The following is a 16,685-nucleotide window of genomic DNA, read 5'->3' as shown; positions in this document are numbered from 1 at the left end:
CTCCTGGCATATTCGGGGCTGGCCGCCAACGGCGGTCTGCGCTAACCGTTTGATTCTAACCAGCCTGATGGAAGCCAGCCAATCAACCGTGCTCACGACGACGATTCTTGCCTGATCACACTCCAGCCGCCGGGCACCTTCTCGACCGACAACTGCGCCGGGATCGATTCCTTCATGGAAGCCACATGGCTGATCAGGCCGACAGTCCTGCCGCCCTCGCGCAGATTGTCGAGAGTGGCCATCGTGACGTCGAGAGTTTCCGCATCCAGCGAACCGAAGCCCTCGTCGATGAACAAGGTGTCCAGTCGCATGCCTCCGGCGCGGTTTGTGACCACCTCGGCCAAGCCGAGCGCCAACGCCAGTGACGCCTGGAACTTCTCGCCGCCCGACAACGAATCGGGACCGCGGACGCCACCGGTGTGCGCGTCCAGCACCTCCAGGCCCAGACCCCACTTGCCGCGGTTCTTCTCGATGGCGTCGGAATGGCGCAGGGTGTAGCGGCCGTCGGTCATGGTGTACAAGCGCCGGTTGGCCACCTGGACGATCTCCTCCAGCTGGGCGGCCAGCACGAACGTCTCGAGCTCCATCCGCATGATGTTGGGATCCAGGCCGCGCAGGGTGCGTGCCAGCCGGTCGACTGCCTGGAACTGCTTGTCGTCTTCGGCGATGGTGACGCGTCGGTCGGCGATCTCGCCTGACAGTCGCCGCAGCTCGGCGAGCCGCGGTTGGATCGTGGCCACCACCGTGCGGGTCTGCTCAAGTTCGGCATCGACCTTGGCCACCGTCTGTTTCGGGGCATCGAGATCGACCGGCTGAGCGGGCAGCCCGATCAGCTCCGGCGATTCCAAGGTGAGCTTGACTGCCGCGATGCCTGCGGCGTGACGCTCAACCTCGGCTCGCAACCGCTCTTGCTCGGGCCGCGAGATCCGAGCCTTCTTGGCCTCACCTGCGTCGGCAAATCCCGCGTCCGCCAACGCTGCGGCAAGGCGTTCGCGTTCGGACGATGCCCGTTCCACAGCGCCCTGGTGTTGCGTTCTCGCCTCCAGCAGCAACTCGCTCAGCTTCCGCCGCAGCTGAGCTTCGGCCATCGCTTCATGGACGCTGGCCTGGTCACCGCGTGCCTCGGTCACTGCCCTTTCGGCCTCGGCGAGACCGGTCTGCGCGGTGGTTCGGGCAATCACCAGGCCAGCACGAAGCTCTTGGGCCTGGTCCAGGCTTGCGGTGATCGCGTCGGTCTGCTCCTGGAGCTTCGTCAGCCGGTTGCGGCTGCGACGCAGTTCGTCGCCCGCCGCGGCGGCCTCAGCCATCACCTGCCGAGCCTGGGACGCCACTGCCTCAGCTTCGGGGACCGATTGTTGCCCAGCGGCAAGGAACTCGCTCTGACGGCGTTCCTCCAGTTGCTGGCTTCTCGCGGCAGCCTTCTTCGCTTGAGCATAGGTGAGCTCCACCGCGGCCTGAGCGCGGTCGATATCGGACTGATCGACGTGGTCTGCCGCGAGCTCGGCGAGCTTCGGATGGTCGAGCGAGCCGCAGACCGGGCACAGCTCGCCGGCGACCAGGCCTTGAGCCAGATCACCGGCGTAGCCGCTCAGCTGCCTTCTGAGCAGCGCCGAGAGTTCGTCGGAGGCCGCGGATGCCCGCTTGACCGCCGCCTGGTCGTCCTGAGCTGCGAGCTGTAGGTCAGCACTCAGTTGCTCTGCGCGTTGGGCTGCCTGCAGTCGTCTGGCCGCCTCATCGGCCGCGGCCTTGGCTTCGGCGAAGGTGCCGGCGGGTTCGTCCAGGGCGGTGATCGTGTGCCGCAATTGCTCCATCTGCTCGGTGAGGGATTCCCGTTGCTCCTTGTCGGCCGCAGTCCGGTCGTCGTGCTCGGTCACCTTCTCGGCCGCCAGTTGGGCGGCTCTGCGTAACGCCGGCAGCGACTTCTCGACCTCCAGTTGCGGCCGAAGCCTGCCGATCAGCTGGTTCAACTCGCTGATCGATTCGGCGACCTCGCCAACGGTCTCCGGTAACGCCGCAGCCACGGTGAGGTAGCCGGCTTCGGCGTCGTGGCGGGCTCGCTCGGCCTGGGCTGCGGATGTGTCGGCGTCCTCGGATGCTTCGATCGCCGGAGCCACGGTGTCGGCACGGGCGGCGTTGTGCAGCGCGGCTTTGGTGGCCGTGATCTGCTGCGCCTGGCCTGCCAACCTGGCCTGCTCGTCCAGCGCACGCGCTCTTCGCTGCTGCCGGGCAGCAATCTCGGTGGCTTGAGCGAGCTCTTCCTTGGCCACGTCGAGCGAGTCGCGCAGCGCCTGCTGGCGCCGGGTGGCTTCACCGAGTTCGGCAGCCTGGGCTGCGACTATCCGCGCACACCACTGTTCCACCGTGTCATCGACGGCCTCAGGGGTAGCCGAATCGTCGCTGACGCAGGCCCAGCTCGCGAAGGCGTGCACTTTATCGGTCAGGCAGTGCTGCGCGTCGTCCAGCTGGCGTTTCAGATCACGGGCCCGCTCGGAGAGCATGTCGACGTAGTCGGCGAATCTCTTGGTGCCGAAAAGCGTTTGCAGCAGTGAGCGTCGTTTGTCGGTGTCGGCAACGAGGAACTCCTGGAATTGTCCCTGGGCAAGCAGCACCACCTGCTGGAATTGGCTGCTGCTCATCCGGATCAGATCGTTGATCTGTCTGCTCGTGTCGACCGCTCTGGTCTGCAGCCGTTCCCATCGTCCGTCCAGGAGTTCGTCGAGTTCGGCACGGGCCGGCGCGGAGGTGGTGCCGGTGCCTCGTTGTTTGGGACGCTCCCAGGCGGGCGCGCGCGTCACCTTGAACCGCCGTTCGCCGACGCTGAACTCCAGTTCGACATGGCAGGGCTTGTCAGCTGCCAGCCGGTCGCAGCGCACGGCGTTGCCTGCCTGGCCCGCGTAGCGCGGAACGGTGCCGAACAGCGCGAAGGTGACGGCATCCAGAATCGACGTCTTCCCGGCCCCGGTGCATCCGGTGATGAGGAAGATGCCGTCGTCGTCGAAGGCGTCGAAGTCGGCGGTTTCGGTGTCGCGGAACGGCCCGAATCCGGTGACGGTGACGCGGTTGATCTTCATCCGCGAAGTGACTGGTTCTCGTAGCCGGAAATGGTTTCGCGGAGCAGATCCGCCTCTGTCGCATCGGAGGCGATGCCGTTGCGCACCCTGGTGAGGAATGCCCCGATGAGTTCGAGGTCGGTCTTGCCGCGGACGAGTTCGGTGTAGCTGACCCCGTCGTCCGCGCTGATCTGAGCCGGCTCATGGCGCAGCAGAGCGCAGTGGGGGAAACGGGCTTGCAGTTTGCGCATGGCGTCCATGGGGTGCTCATTGTCGGTCAACACGGCGCTGATCCAATGATCGTGCAGGCTGTCGTAGCCCGGATTGCTGAGCAGATCGTCGAGGGTGCCGCGCAGCTCGGCCAGCGGACGGGGCACGGGCAGGTCCAACCATTGCGCGCCCGCGAAGCCGTGGGCGTCCAGGTCGACCAGCCAGCCGCCGCGCGGCTTGCCGGCTTCGGAGAACGAGTAGTGCAGCGGCGCGCCCGCATAGCGAACCTGCTTGTCGAGAGTCATTCGTCCGTGAATGTGACCGAGCGCCGCGTAGTCAACGCCGCGGAACGTCGGCACCGAGACCTTGTCGAGTCCGCCCAGGATGTCGCGCTGGCTGTCGTAAACCGCGTCTTCGGCACCCTGCACGAACGTGTGGGCCAGCACCACCGATCGTCCGTCACGCGCGGCCGCATCGGCCCGGACGAGGTGCATCGCATGCCGCAGCGCGTCCGCCTGGGATCGCATGGGTTCGGCATCGGGCCACTCGGTACGCATCTTGGCCGGATCGAGGAACGGGATGGCGTAGAAGTGCACCGGTCCGTGGTCGTCGGTGATCGTGACCGGCTCGGCGATCTGTTGGGGCTTGGTCTGCACGAACACACCGGCAGCGGCTGCGAAAGCTGCCTTCGCTCCCAGACGCGCGGCGGAGTCATGGTTGCCGCTGGAGGCGACCACCCGGGCTCCGGCTTTTCGTAGGCCGAGGAGCACCTCATCGAGCATCGTGACGGCCTCGGCCGACGGGGTGGAGGAATCAAAGACGTCACCGGCGACCACGACGACGTCGACATGGTTGTCGCGCACCGCGGCGATCATCGCGTCGAAGACCACACGCAGGGCATCCAATGTCGACCAGCCGTGGAAGGTGCGGCCGATGTGCCAATCAGAAGTGTGCAGGATTCTCACACTCAGGACCCTAGAGCGTGGGTCTGACAGTTTTGCGCCGGCCTCCTCGGCGAGTCGCAAGGGCGGAACTCCGGTGAAAGTGAGTTGGAGCGGACGACGGGAATCGAACCCGCGTAGCCAGTTTGGAAGACTGGGGCTCTACCATTGAGCTACGTCCGCGCGCCCCGCCGAAGCGGTGCGGAACTACTGTAGCCGATCTTCTGCCCCACCATCGAACCCGCGTGACCCCGCCGATCCGTCGAGCGGGTGCCGACGCAGTAAGTCGAGCGAATCCCGCGACGCGGGACCGGCAGGCCGGTAGCCCGGCGAGACGATCTCTCGCTCTGTCTCTCCGGGCCACCAGAAGGGCTGACCATCGTGCGGCTACAGCCACGATGCCCCGTGATCTCAGACCGTGGTGGTGAACCCGCCGTCAAGGCTGATGGTCCAGCCATTCACATAGTCCGAGGCCTGGCTGGCCAGGAAGACCGCGGCGCCCATCAGGTCATCGAGCCGCCCCCAGCGTCCGGCCGGGATCCGATCGGTGATCTTGTTGTAGAACCCCGGATCCTCGCGGAGTTCGCGGTTCACCTCGGTGGCCAGGAATCCCGGGCAGATCGCATTGGATTGGATGTTGTGCTGCCCGAGTTCGTTTGCGAAGACCCGGGTCAGACCGATGATGCCGTGCTTGGCCGTCGAGTACGGAGGACAACGCTTGTCGGCCGTGAACGACAGCGCCGAGCCGATGTTGATGATCTTGCCGTTGCCCTGCTTCATCATCACCAGCGCAACGCGCCGGCCGAGGAAGTAGGAGGCGTTCAGGTCGAGTTCGATGCAGCGCCGATAGTCTTCGTCCGCGTAAGTCTCGAAGTCACCGAACTTGCTCATTCCGGCATTGTTCACGAGAATGTCGATCCCGCCGTATGTCGACAAGCAGTCGGCGACGATGCGGTCCATATACTCCGAATCGGTGAGATCCCCCTGCAGAAATGCGACCTTGCGTCCTTCGGTCTCGACGATCTCCGTTATCTCGGCAACATCGCCGGTAAAATGGGGAATGTAGAGATCGGCACCTGCTTTGGCGAAGGCCGCAGCATATGCCATCCCCAGGCCCATATTCGCGCCGGTAACGATGGCAACCTTGCCGTCCAGCCGGAAATAGTCCATGGAAAAGCGATCAATTTCGTCGTTCATTATTCTTGAGCTCCTAACAAGCGGAATGCACTATGCGCGAGATGGTCACTGCTCGGCGTAGACCGAGCGGATGATGTCGACAGCTTCGGCGGCCACCGCGTGCGGATCGGAGTAGGTCCGGCGCCAAATAGCCAGGGCATTCGCACCACCGGTAACCAGTAGCTGACGGGTGAAAGCCTCCAGGCCGAACCGGCCGGTGTATCCGGCTTCCTTCGCCGCCTGCACCGCCGCCCGGATGTCGACCGATCCGGTGAGCAGCGAGCCTCGTCCCGATTGACCGAGTTCCAGGTAGCCCAGCACCGGCAGCGCGCTGCGGATCGCGCCGGGGATGTCAGCCTCCTCAATGCCCATGTGGTAGCTGTCGAGGTGGACGAACAGGTTGTCCGAGCCGGACTGCCGAACATAGTCGATCGCCTGCGCGGCGGTGTTCAGCATCGATGTCTCGTAGCGGTTGACGACCTCGAAGGTCATCCGGATGCCGGCCTGCGCGGCGTAGTCGGCAGCCTGGCCCACCAGCCGTGCCGACTCCGCGATGCGCTCGCCCGAGAAGGGCTCCTGGTGATCACCGAACAGCGCGTACACGACGCCGTTGAGCTGGTCCGCCTCCAGCTCGTGAGCGAGGTCGATGGACGACTTCAGCAGATCGAGGCCTCTCGCCCGGACTGCCTCGTCCGCGGAGGCGACATTGGCCTGCGGCGCCTGACCGGCCATGGGGATCGGACGTATTCCGGAGTCGTTGAGCGCCTTCTTGAGTGCGGCCACATCGGTGGCGTCCTCGGAGATCGGGGACAACGCGATGTGCGAGTACCCCAGCTCGGCCATGTCGTCCAGGGCGCTGGGCAGGTCGGCTGCATCCGGACCGGTGCAGTACACGTTGATGCCGCAGGCGATTTCGGGACTGTTCATTGTCACGTTCCTTTCGTCAGCCGGTGGATGAAGCGATGCCACATCCACCGGCTGACAGTTGTTGTCAGTGGACGGCGGCTTCGCGCAGCGCCGCGATCGTGTCCTGCAGGCCGTAGCCGTACTTGTCGCGCAGTTCCTTGTCCTCACCGAATCCCGCGAAGACCTGAGGAATGCCCAGCCGCCGGAACCAGTCGAGGTGAATCATCTGGTCGGCGAGCACATTCGCGATGCACTGCGCAAGACCACTGGCCATCAGATGGTCTTCCAGGACGACGAAGCGGTGCGTGTCGTCGGCGCACTGCTTGATGAGGTCCACATCGATCGGCTTGAGAGTGAAGATGTCGACCACGCGCACCGAGACGCCCTCATCGGCCATCGCGGCTGCCGCCTGCATAGCCTGGGCGACCATCTCCCCATGACAGAACAGCGTGATGTCGGTGCCCTCGCGGGCGACGATGCCTCTGCCGATGCTGATATCGAGCTCGTCAAAGTCGTAGATGACAGTGTCCTTCTTGCCGACACCGGTGCGGATGTACAAGGGCCCGGGCAGCGACATGGACTGCTGCAGCACCTCTCTGACCATCATGGGATCACTGATCGACACGACCGTCATGTTCACCAGCGAGCACATCAGCCCCAAGTCCTCGACGGCGTAGTGCGTGGAGCCGCCGTTGCCCTGCAGGCCACCGTGCGTCCCGATGATGCGCACCGGAAGGTTCGGATAACACACATCGGTGCGCACCTGCTCGAGTGCCCGCATGCTCAAGAAGGGCAGCATGCCCGACACGACGCAGATATTGCCCTCGTAAGCCAGTCCGGAGGCCACGCCGACAGCTGCCTGCTCGGACAGACCCACGTCGACGAACCGTTCCGGGAATCGTTCCCGGAACTCCACCAGCGTCGCGCTGATATCCGGGGTGATTGCCCACAGATTCGGATGCTCCTCACCCAACTCAGCAAGGGTTTGACCCGTCACCGAGCGTGACGAGATGACCACATCGAAGTTCGAGGTCACAGGCATAGTTCACTTCTCCTTCCGGCTCTTGTTCAACGAATCCAGTGCCCGCTGGAGATCTGCCGCGCCCAGCGAGCCGGCGTGCCAGCCCAGATTGCGTTCCATGAAGTCGACTCCATGACCCTTGACTGTCCGGCAGATCACCGCGGTCGGACGATCGGAGTCGGCGCCCGGCAGGGAATCGATGGCCTGCACCAGCGCCGCCATGTCGTGGCCGTCGACCTCCAGCACGTTCCAGCCGAATGCCCGCCACTTGTCGGCGTAGGGTTCCAGGACGATGCGGTCTTCCGAGAAGCTGGTCATCAGCTGGCAGTTGCGGTCGATGAAGGCCACCAGATTGCCCAGCTCGCGACTGCGTCCGGCGATCGCCCCCTCCCACACGCTGCCCTCGCCGGTCTCGCCGTCGCCCATGAGGACGAAGACTCGATGGTCCAGGCCGGCCTGGCGAGCGTGCAGTGCCATTCCGACCGCGATGGGCAGGCCATGGCCCAAAGACCCGGTGGATGCCTCGACGCCGGGCAACTGCACCTTGCACGGGTGCATGCCGAAGGCACTGCCGAGCTTTCCATATGTGCGGACGATGTCGTCGTAGTCGAAGAACCCACGGATAGCCATGGCGATGTACATGCACACGGCCGCATGGCCCTTGCTCAGGATGAACCGATCACGTCCTGGGTTGGCGATATCGGACGGGTCCACCCGCATCCCGTACTGGAACAGTGCCGTCAAGATGTCGGCCACCGACAGGTCGCCACCGATATGCACGGCGCCCTCATATGAACCGCACAGCCGCAGCAGCTTCTCTTTCAGCTCATAGGCGCGATCCTCTAGTTCTCCAATGGTGATCTGCTGGCGCTCAATGCCCAGCGGCCGCTCGATCGTGTTAGTCATCTGCCCTCCTGTGGTGTGGAGCGTGACCGGTGAACCGGTCACTCCCCCTCGATCTGATTGCAACGAATAAGGACCTTCGGGTACTTGCCGGACACCTGGGCCTCGAAGGCCGCGACCGCGTCATCGAGCTCAAAGACCGCCTGGGTGAGTGCCTCGAGATCGAGCCGCGACATCACCTGGGCAGCCCGCGGATAGGTGTACGGCGAGATGTACAGCCCGGTGATGGTCAGCTCATTGAGGTAGCAGTACTGGTGAATGTTCAGCGGGAACTCGTAGCTGCCGGGATACATGGCGGCGAAGACAAGTCGTCCCCCTCTGGCCGCGATCCGGGGAAGAGGCTCGATCCCGCGAACCGAACCCGAGCAGTCGATGACCACGTCGTAGCCCAAGCCACCGGTCAGTTCCCGAGCGGTGGCAACGACGTCTTGGCTGATGGGATCGATGGTGTGATCGGCCCCGTAGGCAATCGCAAGCTCCCGGCGTTCGGCGATCGGCTCGATCAGCGTCAAGCTCGTGGCGCCCATGATCTTGATCAACTGAAGGGTCAACAAGCCGATGGGACCGGCGCCGCAGATGGCGACCCGCTCGCCCACCTTCGGGCGCACCTTGTCCATCACCCGCACGGCCACCGACGTGGGCTCGAGCAAGCAGCCGACCCGCAGCGGCACGTCGTCGGGCAGCTTGTACACCTGCGACTCGTGCCACACGATCGTCTCGGCCATGCCGGGACGGTTGTACTCCTGTAGCGACTCGCAGAACTGCTGCTGCCCGTTCTGGCAGTAATAACAGGTCCCGCAGAAACGGACGAAGTTCCCCGCGACCCGGTCGCCGACCTTCAGTCCCTTCTTGGTCGCTTTCGGGCCCAGCTCCACGACAACACCGGACAGCTCGTGGCCGATACCGATGGGGACGTCGGTTCCGAAGATTCCCTCGACCAGGTGGGGATCCGAACCGCAGATCGAGCAGTAGGCCACCTTGATGCGGACGTCCTCGTCCCCGAGCGGCTGCTGGGGTATATCGAGGACTCCGACGGCGCCCCGGGTCTGGGGATCGGGATCCCTCAGACTGCCGATCTTCACTACATGCACACACTTCATTTCTCGAAGCCTTCCGTTGTTTCGCGTTCGTCATGGGAATCGATCGTGGAAAGGGATCCCTGCGCGCCCCCGAGCAGGGTGTCGGCGTCGTGCTTGCGGGCCGCGGCAGCGCGCAGCGCCTCGCCCTCGGCGACCAGAGCTCGTTCCTCGTCGTTCACGGGAGCGAGCAACCCGTCTCGGACGGCGATCTTGTGCTGGATCTGGGCGACCTTCTCCTCAGTGAGGTCATAGGACAGCCCGAAGATGATCAAGGTGACGATGAGGATGCCGGCCGGCAGCCACGAGGACATCAGATGGATGCCGTTGAGCGACTGCTGGGTCTGCTGCGCAACTCCCGGCTCGTAGTGCACGGCACTCAGGATCAGGGTCGGCAAGACGCCGCCGAGCAGCATGGAGAACTTGAGGCCGAGTCCGATGAGCGTCATCACGATCGCGGTCAGCCGACGGCCGGTGTGCAGATCGCCGTACTCGACCGGGTCGGTGATGATCGCCCACAGGCTGCCCATCAAGATGCCGTAGCCGAACGAGCTCAGACCGCGGAAAGCCAGCATCAAGGCGACGCTGGTCGCCGGCAGCAGGCCGAGCAGCAAGGCCCCGGCTGCGCCGACCGTCAGCCCGAGCATCACAGTGCCGCGCTTGCGGAAGTTCCTGATCAGCCACGGCACGACGGCGACGCCAACAACCGACGGCAGCACGTTCATCATCGAGAACCAGGCGACCATATCGGGCCGCATGGCGAAATAGGTCATGTAGTACACGCCCGAGGACGACTGAACCGTGTTGAAACCGTAGACGCCGAAGAACAGCAGGAACATCAACACCACGTACTTGTTGTGGGTCAACTGGTAGATCACGTCCTTGAATCCGGGCGGGTCCTCGTGGGAGGTGACCTTGATTCGCTCCACCACCTGAGTTGAGGCCCAGAACAAGGTCGCAACCATGACAATGGCGAGCACGCCGGTGGTGACCATGTAGCTGCTCTGCAGCGACAGGAATTGCGAGAGCCAGCCGCTGACCAGCGGCAGTGCCAGGGCGACGATGACGCCGCCGCTCTGCGCGCACATCATGCGAACGCTCTGTAGCTTGGTGCGCTGCGCCGGATCTGCCGTCATCACGCTCGCCAGCGAGATATACGGGTTGATGATCACCGAGTAGAGGATGTTCAGCAGGTTGTACGTCACATATGCCCACAGCAGCTTCCATCCGTAGCTGAAGTTGGGCGTGGTGTAGGTGAGGACTGCCATCACACCGAAGGGCACCGCCCCGTAGATCAGCCACGACTTGTACTTGCCTCTGGATGGATTCGATCGCTCCGCGATCGTGCCCATGATCGGGTCGGCGAAGGCGTCCACGAATCTCGACAGCAGGAACATCAACGTCACGTCAGCTACCCGCAATCCGAAGATATCGGTGTAGAAGAAGGTGATGTACATCATGATCGCCTGGAATACGAGGTTCATGGCGAAGTCAACGGATGAATAACCGAGTATTTCTCTGGTCTTGAGCAGATAGTATCCCGGCGCGGCGCCCGACATCTCCCATTTGGGTTTGTCTGAAGTGGCAGCCGAAAGCGCGCTCTGATAGCTCACGAGCCATCCTTCCTAGACTGAATCCTGGTGCTGGCTCGGGCGTCATCGCCCGCAACGACCAGCTGGCGGTAGTCACTATATGACACGTATCACCTGGATTGGAAGAGCCAACTCGAAATCTAGACGCTACGTGTCACCTATGAGTTTCTGAACGCCCTCCGGATTGGTCGTGTCAGCGTTACAAAGAGGCGACTGCGGCCGCACACATCAAGCACCGCGCCCGCAAGATGAGCCGGATGTGCGGCGCAGGATGCCTTAACATTGCTTCTCAGTGCGGTCAACGCCTGGCGGGCCGGGCGCTTGTAGCCGGACTCCGGACGTCCGATCGCCTGGTAGCCAGAGGAGTACTTCGTTTGTCGTCCACAATCCCCCGCAGGAACCCCACCAGAGCCGACGTCGCGAGGCGTGCCGGGACGTCGCCGGCCACTGTCAGCTACGTCGTCAACAACGGACCGAAGTTCGTGTCCGAGGAGACTCGACAACGAGTACTGCGCGCGATCGAGGAGCTCGGCTATCGCCCCGATCCGGTGGCGCTGTCCTTCCGGGGGTCCGACTCGAACGCCATCGGGATGCTGGTGCCCAACTTCAACGGCCCGTTCTTCTCCGACCTCGTCGCCGAGGTCGAACGCCAAGCCTCCAAGCGGGGCAAGGCCGTGCTCGTCGGATCGACGGCCTATCATCCATCCGCTGAGCAGCAGATGCTGCAGACCTTCTGGCACCGGCGGGTGGACGCAGTGCTAGTCATCGGACCGACGCTGCAGGTAGGCACCTCATCGGTTGCGCACGGAGCCGTCAATGTGTTGCGCTTCGGGTCCGATCAGGTCGTGCCCGTGGGCATCGCGCAGCGCGCAGCGGCCCGCGCGGCGGTACGGCACCTGCTGGAGCATGGACGCCAGCGCATCGCCGCAGTGCTGGGTCCTGTCGAGCATGGGGTCTTCAGCGTCCGGTACCGGGGCTGGCGGGACGAGACGGCTTATCCGCCGCAACAGACCCAGCACCTCGTGCGTCGGGCCGAATACTCATTCCAGGGTGGCTTCGATGCCACCATGGAGCTCTTCAGCCAGCCAGAGCTGCCGGACGGGCTCTTCGTGTCCAACGACACCCAGGCGATCGGAGCGCTGAGTGCGCTTCATCGCGTCGGATTGTCGGTTCCGGGCGACGTCGCCGTGGTCTCCATCGACGCCACGGAGTTGAGCCCGTTCCTGATTCCCCCGCTCACCTCGGTGCGCCAGCCCACCGACCTGATCGCCGAAGCCGCACTAGACATCGTTGACAGTCCGCCCGAGTCGGTACCCAAGTTCGTCCGGGTACCGTTCACGCTCGAATTGCGCGAGTCGTGCGGATGCCCCTTACGGCGGACCACCCCAGCCGAGTAGCACCGGATGCTCGGTGCGCTCCGCGCCCTGCTAGCCGACGACGAGTCCGGCGACGATGTTGGTGACGAAGTGAAGTGCGGCGCCGGGCACGAACGTTCCCGTCTTGTATCGCAGCCATCCGAACAGCCAACCCGCAGCGAACTGGACCGGAATGATCGGCCAGATGCGGGCGTCGATCAGGACAAGCGCGAGGTGCGGCACGATGAATGCTGCCGCCTGAAGCAGATTCCCCCAACCGAATCCGAGCCGGCGCATCAGCACCCCACCCAGCAACCCGCGAAAGAAGACCTCCTCGCCGACCGCCCGCGCCACCACGCCGACCGCGGCGCCGACCGAGGTGATACGGCCAACCGTGACGCCAGGATCGTCCAGAATCTCAGCGGGGATGACTGTGATCGCCAGCCAGCCGGTCAGCAGGATCGGAAGCAGCAGGACGAGCGCCCATCGGTACCCGGAGGGAGATCCCCACGTTGCGCCGACTCGTTGAAGTGACGATTCCACGTCCTGACCCTGCCCGCGAGACTGCACGATCACATAGACGACCGACGGGATGCAGAAGACGATGAACTCGATCATCGCAGCAGCCTATCGAGCGGGATCATCGGATCGGGGTTTCACCCTTGGTCGGGGCGACAGGACTCGAACCTGCGGCAAGTCACCTGCATAACCCCCATCTGACAAGGGACGATGCGGAGCGGTCTTGGGTTCCGGGCACCACTTGGGGCTTATCTGGGGCACCGAGATTGCTCGCCGACCTGTCGCCCCACCCTGGCCCTGACAAGGCCTTTCGCGTGCGCCCATCTCAATCGGGCGCTACTCCATCCCTGAACTCAACAGTCCGCCGGGGGGTTGCGTGAGCCGCCTGGGCACGGACCGCGGACACTCAGTACGTATAGCCGTTGCTATAATGAGGCCATGACGAGCAGTCTGGCAGAGGTAGCCCGCGACGCCGACTACCGAATCTCGCGTGCGCGCGCCGAACTGGTCCGGGCTGTGCGGCAGGCGGCCGCAGCGGGAATGACCCAGACGCAGATCGCCGCCGAGATCGGCCGCAGCCAGCCCGAGGTGTCCCGTCTGCTTCGCTTCCATGGGACATCCTCGCTGGGGCGTCGGCTGCGTAAGCACGCCGCCGAGGTGAAGCGTCTGGTGGCTGAGGCTGGTGGCAGCAACGTCCGAGTGTTCGGGTCGGTCGCCACTGGGGAGGATCGGGAGGATTCCGACATCGACTTGCTGTTCACCATGGAACGACCCCTCAGCTTGATACAACTCGGCGTCCTGGAGCGCGCCGTAAGCCGAGTGGTGGGTTGCCCGGTGGATGTCGTGCCCGACTCGGTGCTGCGGCCCGAGCTACGCGACCGGATCCTGGCCGAGGCCGTGGCACTGTGAGCCGGACCACGATCGAGATCCTTCAAGACGCGTTGGCGCACTTCGAGATCATGCAGACCCACGCCGAGCAGGGCCTTGAAGAGCGTCTGGTCATCGACGCGGTGTGCATGCGCTTGTCCGCTGGGATCGAGGCGCTCGCCGCGATCGACTCCGACGAGCGGGAGGACATCTTCGGCGAGGTCTGGCCGCTCATGTGGGGCATGCGGAACCGCATTGCGCACGGCTACCTGCTGGTCGACACCACCATCATCCGCGAGACCATGATCCACGACGTTCCCTCCATCATGAGCCGCATCAGGCAGCGCGTCCTCCTTCATCAATCAGCCGCAATCGGCGACGAGCGGGCCGTGGGTGACGCCGCGCTCGGCGAGCCCACGCATGTCGACAGGCAACTCAAGGACACACGCTCTGTTGGGAGCGCAGGCGCCAGTGAGAGCGACCGGGACTGACTGTGATGTCGGTCTCCCGGTTTGGTGACGCGCAGGCGCGCCGGGCTGATCTGGAGCGCCAGTTGACGGCGCTTCGGGTGGAGAACCTGCGGTTGAGGAACCTGCTCAAGGTGACCGACGGGGTGGAACCACCCCCGTCCCAGCCGACATTGGCCCCATCCGATCCAGGCTTGGTGACGAACGCGTCACCGACGGAAGTGAAGCTGGCGTTGTACGCGCAGCTCTTCGCGGCGCGCCGGGACGTGTACGCACGATACTGGGAGAACCCGCGGAAAGGCACGAAGGGCTGGTCGCCGGCGGTGCGGGACTCGTTCGGCAAGGGCTCGTTGTGGGATCGTCGACCGCTTCCGTTGACGAACGAGGTCCTCGAGGCGCACCTGCGGTCTGGCAATGAGTTGTTCATCGGTCTGTATCCGCTGCTGCCGGACGGAAACTGCTGGTGGCTGGCCGCCGACTTCGACGGTCCCCAGGCCATGCTGGACGCGCACGCGTACGTGAAGGCCGCCGCGTCCCTCGGTGTCCCCTGCGGGCTTGAGATCTCCCAGTCCGGCAGAGGCGCACACGTGTGGACGTTCTTCACCTCCCCAGTTCCCGCGGCGGACGCCCGGGCGATGGGGACCGCCTGCATCCACCGGGCGATGGCGTTGCGCGGATCGATGCCGCTGGCCAGCTACGACCGGTTGTTCCCGAACCAGGACACAGTCCCGACAGGCTCGTCCGGGGTCGGGAACCTGATCGCCGCACCCCTGAACGGCAACCGCCGCACCAAACGCGGCACAACCCTGTTCGTGGACCTGGCCACCTGGGAGCCGTGGCCCGACCAGTGGGAGTACCTGTCACGCCTGGACCGGATGACTCCCCGCCAAGTAGCAGCAGCCGGCCGAATGGAACGGCTCGTCGTCGGGCTCGAGGTCACCAGACTGGAAACCTCGCCCGCGACCGCCATCCACCCCAGCCCCCCGACTCGCGTCCGGGCGACGCTGGCGGCGCAGTTGACGATCCGGGACGAGGACCTGACGCCCGAGTTGTCGGCAGCCCTACGACATGCGGCCACCATCCACAACCCGGCGTTCTACGAGGCCCAACGCGCCCGCCGGTCGACCTGGAACATCCCCCGCTTCATCCAGGGCTTCGACATCGCCGTCAACGGGGACCTGCTCCTCCCGCGCGGGCTACGCTACCAAGCAGCCGACCTGATCACCCAAGCAGGAAGTGACCTGGTCAGCGAGGACAACCGCAACGAAGGCAACGAACTCGACGTGTCCTTCCTCGGCGAACTCGACGAGCGGCAGGCAGCAGCCGTCGACAGGTTGCTGGCTCACGAGGACGGCGTCCTTTATGCGCCGACCGGCTCGGGCAAGACGGTGATGGCCTGCGCCATCATCGCCGAACGCTCAGTCACCACGCTCGTGCTCATCAACAAGACAGCACTTGCCTCACAGTGGCGCGAACAGGTCCGCAACCTCCTCGGCATCAAGACCGGCCAGCTGGGCGGCGGACGAGCCAAGACCCGCGGACAGGTCGACATCATGCTCCTGCAATCCCTGGCCCGACACAGCCCCCAGGACATCCGGGAGCTCACCCAGGGCTACGGCCAGGTGATCGTCGACGAATGCCACCACCTCGCCGCCGGATCCTACGAGAACGTCGTAGCCCAGATCGGCGCCACCTGGTGGCTGGGCCTCACGGCGACACCCGAACGCAAGGACGGACTGGAGCAGGTCACCAACTGGCAGCTCGGCCCCATCCGGCACACCATCCGCGACACGCTCCCCCACGAAGCCAACCTCGTCACCCCGTACGACGGACCGCGTCGCGTGCTGCACATCCACTCCACCGCCTATCGCAGCCCGCACGACTTCGACCTGAGCACACCTGGAGCGATCACCCAACTGGGCGGCCTGCTCGCCAAAGACCCGGAACGCAACCGCCAGATCGCAGCCGACATAGCTGCGGCACTCGCCCAAGGCCGCAAGTGCCTCGTCCTGTCCCGCCGCCGCGACAACCTCACCGCGCTCGCCGGCCTGCTGCCCGACACGGAAGCGCTGATCATGCGCGGCGGCACCGGCGCCAAAGCACTGGCCGCCATCCGAGCCAAGATCGCCGACGCTTACCCGGGCGACCCGCTTCTTGTCATGACCACCGTCCCCTACGGCGGTGAAGGATTCGATGCACCCGCCATCGACACCGTCTTCCTCGCCGGGCCCATCTCCTACCCCGGACTGCTCATCCAAGCCGTCGGCCGCGCGCTGCGCCGGCACGAAGGCAAGACCGAAGTCGCCGTACACGACTACCTCGATGCAAGCGTCCCCGTCCTCAATGCGCAGTACTCAAGGCGCCGGTCGGCGTACCGGCAAATGGGCTTCACCGACTGACATGTATCGCCCCCGTTTCAGCTCGGAGCCGCAAACGTTCACCGGCACGATTGGGCGCACTGCACGCGGCAATTGAGGATGTCCCGACCCAGCGCTCCAGCCAGTGTGTATGACGTGTCAGACAGGTCGAGGGTGGCCGTAATGCCGTGATTCACTAACCGCCGTTCCAGGTCGAAACCCTCAATCTGCTGGCGACCTCTAGG

The 16,685-nt window shown here is 64.7% G+C and carries 13 protein-coding genes and 1 tRNA gene; 4 read left to right on the top strand and 10 right to left on the bottom strand.

The features are described 5' to 3' along the window. Positions 1 to 92: 92 nt before the first annotated feature. The 9 genes from QUE25_RS12285 to QUE25_RS12245 form a co-directional block, all read right to left on the bottom strand. Complete coding sequence (locus QUE25_RS12285) at positions 93 to 3,071, bottom strand: AAA family ATPase (protein ID WP_286265423.1); 2,979 nt, start codon at positions 3,069 to 3,071, stop codon at positions 93 to 95. Continuing rightward, positions 3,068 to 4,225, bottom strand: coding sequence for an exonuclease SbcCD subunit D (locus QUE25_RS12280; protein ID WP_286265421.1), 1,158 nt, complete (start codon positions 4,223 to 4,225; stop codon positions 3,068 to 3,070). The genes QUE25_RS12285 and QUE25_RS12280 overlap by 4 nt, the downstream gene beginning before the upstream one ends. Positions 4,226 to 4,310: 85 nt before the next feature. After that, a tRNA-Gly gene (locus QUE25_RS12275) sits at positions 4,311 to 4,384 on the bottom strand. Between the two features lie 228 nt (positions 4,385 to 4,612). Then, positions 4,613 to 5,398 (bottom strand): SDR family oxidoreductase, encoded by a 786-nt coding sequence (locus tag QUE25_RS12270; RefSeq protein ID WP_286265418.1) that lies wholly within the window; start codon positions 5,396 to 5,398, stop codon positions 4,613 to 4,615. A 45-nt stretch (positions 5,399 to 5,443) separates the two neighbouring features. Then, entirely contained in the window at positions 5,444 to 6,304 is an 861-nt protein-coding gene (locus tag QUE25_RS12265) for a sugar phosphate isomerase/epimerase family protein (RefSeq protein WP_286265417.1), read from the bottom strand. 64 nt (positions 6,305 to 6,368) lie between these two features. Continuing rightward, entirely contained in the window at positions 6,369 to 7,325 is a 957-nt protein-coding gene (locus QUE25_RS12260) for a transketolase family protein (protein WP_286265414.1), read from the bottom strand. Positions 7,326 to 7,328: 3 nt separating this feature from the next. Next, on the bottom strand, positions 7,329 to 8,210 hold the full coding sequence (locus tag QUE25_RS12255; RefSeq protein WP_286265412.1) for a transketolase: 882 nt from the start codon (positions 8,208 to 8,210) through the stop codon (positions 7,329 to 7,331). 38 nt (positions 8,211 to 8,248) lie between these two features. Continuing rightward, a complete protein-coding gene (locus QUE25_RS12250; RefSeq protein ID WP_286265410.1) occupies positions 8,249 to 9,289 on the bottom strand; it encodes a zinc-dependent alcohol dehydrogenase in 1,041 nt (346 codons plus the stop codon). A 14-nt stretch (positions 9,290 to 9,303) separates the two neighbouring features. Continuing rightward, a complete protein-coding gene (locus tag QUE25_RS12245; RefSeq protein ID WP_286265408.1) occupies positions 9,304 to 10,896 on the bottom strand; it encodes an MFS transporter in 1,593 nt (530 codons plus the stop codon). Between the two features lie 353 nt (positions 10,897 to 11,249). Between QUE25_RS12245 and QUE25_RS12240 the strand changes: the two genes are divergently transcribed. Continuing rightward, positions 11,250 to 12,272 (top strand): LacI family DNA-binding transcriptional regulator, encoded by a 1,023-nt coding sequence (locus tag QUE25_RS12240; RefSeq protein ID WP_286265404.1) that lies wholly within the window; start codon positions 11,250 to 11,252, stop codon positions 12,270 to 12,272. Between the two features lie 30 nt (positions 12,273 to 12,302). Here QUE25_RS12240 and QUE25_RS12235 read toward each other — a convergent pair whose 3' ends face one another. Further along, the gene (locus QUE25_RS12235; protein WP_286265402.1) at positions 12,303 to 12,848 is read right to left on the bottom strand and encodes a CPBP family intramembrane glutamic endopeptidase; all 546 of its coding nucleotides are present in this window, start codon (positions 12,846 to 12,848) and stop codon (positions 12,303 to 12,305) included. A 339-nt stretch (positions 12,849 to 13,187) separates the two neighbouring features. Here QUE25_RS12235 and QUE25_RS12230 point away from each other — a divergent pair, with 339 nt between their 5' ends. From QUE25_RS12230 to QUE25_RS12220, 3 genes are read left to right on the top strand one after another with little or no spacing between them, the layout of a single operon-like run. Continuing rightward, on the top strand, positions 13,188 to 13,658 hold the full coding sequence (locus QUE25_RS12230; protein ID WP_131170169.1) for a nucleotidyltransferase family protein: 471 nt from the start codon (positions 13,188 to 13,190) through the stop codon (positions 13,656 to 13,658). 32 nt (positions 13,659 to 13,690) lie between these two features. Next, entirely contained in the window at positions 13,691 to 14,107 is a 417-nt protein-coding gene (locus QUE25_RS12225; RefSeq protein WP_286265395.1) for a HepT-like ribonuclease domain-containing protein, read from the top strand. A 5-nt stretch (positions 14,108 to 14,112) separates the two neighbouring features. Beyond that, positions 14,113 to 16,482, top strand: a complete 2,370-nt coding sequence (locus QUE25_RS12220) for a DEAD/DEAH box helicase (RefSeq protein ID WP_286265393.1) — start codon at positions 14,113 to 14,115, stop codon at positions 16,480 to 16,482. Positions 16,483 to 16,685: the final 203 nt, after the last annotated feature.

This window comes from Brooklawnia propionicigenes (assembly GCF_030297015.1).
Lineage (GTDB): Bacteria > Actinomycetota > Actinomycetes > Propionibacteriales > Propionibacteriaceae > Brooklawnia > Brooklawnia propionicigenes.
The sequence above is the reverse complement of the archived record's forward strand: the minus strand, read 5'-3'. Positions and strand labels throughout refer to the sequence as shown.

Excerpts from the sequence above, each read along its gene's own strand:
- QUE25_RS12285 (WP_286265423.1), bottom strand. The coding sequence starts at position 3,071 with ATGAAGATCAACCGCGTCACCGTCACCGGATTCGGGCCGTTCCGCGAC.
- QUE25_RS12270 (WP_286265418.1), bottom strand. The coding sequence starts at position 5,398 with ATGAACGACGAAATTGATCGCTTTTCCATGGACTATTTCCGGCTGGAC.
- QUE25_RS12265 (WP_286265417.1), bottom strand. The coding sequence starts at position 6,304 with ATGAACAGTCCCGAAATCGCCTGCGGCATCAACGTGTACTGCACCGGT.
- QUE25_RS12260 (WP_286265414.1), bottom strand. The coding sequence starts at position 7,325 with ATGCCTGTGACCTCGAACTTCGATGTGGTCATCTCGTCACGCTCGGTG.
- QUE25_RS12255 (WP_286265412.1), bottom strand. The coding sequence starts at position 8,210 with ATGACTAACACGATCGAGCGGCCGCTGGGCATTGAGCGCCAGCAGATC.
- QUE25_RS12235 (WP_286265402.1), bottom strand. The coding sequence starts at position 12,848 with ATGATCGAGTTCATCGTCTTCTGCATCCCGTCGGTCGTCTATGTGATC.
- QUE25_RS12230 (WP_131170169.1), top strand. The coding sequence starts at position 13,188 with ATGACGAGCAGTCTGGCAGAGGTAGCCCGCGACGCCGACTACCGAATC.
- QUE25_RS12220 (WP_286265393.1), top strand. The coding sequence starts at position 14,113 with ATGTCGGTCTCCCGGTTTGGTGACGCGCAGGCGCGCCGGGCTGATCTG.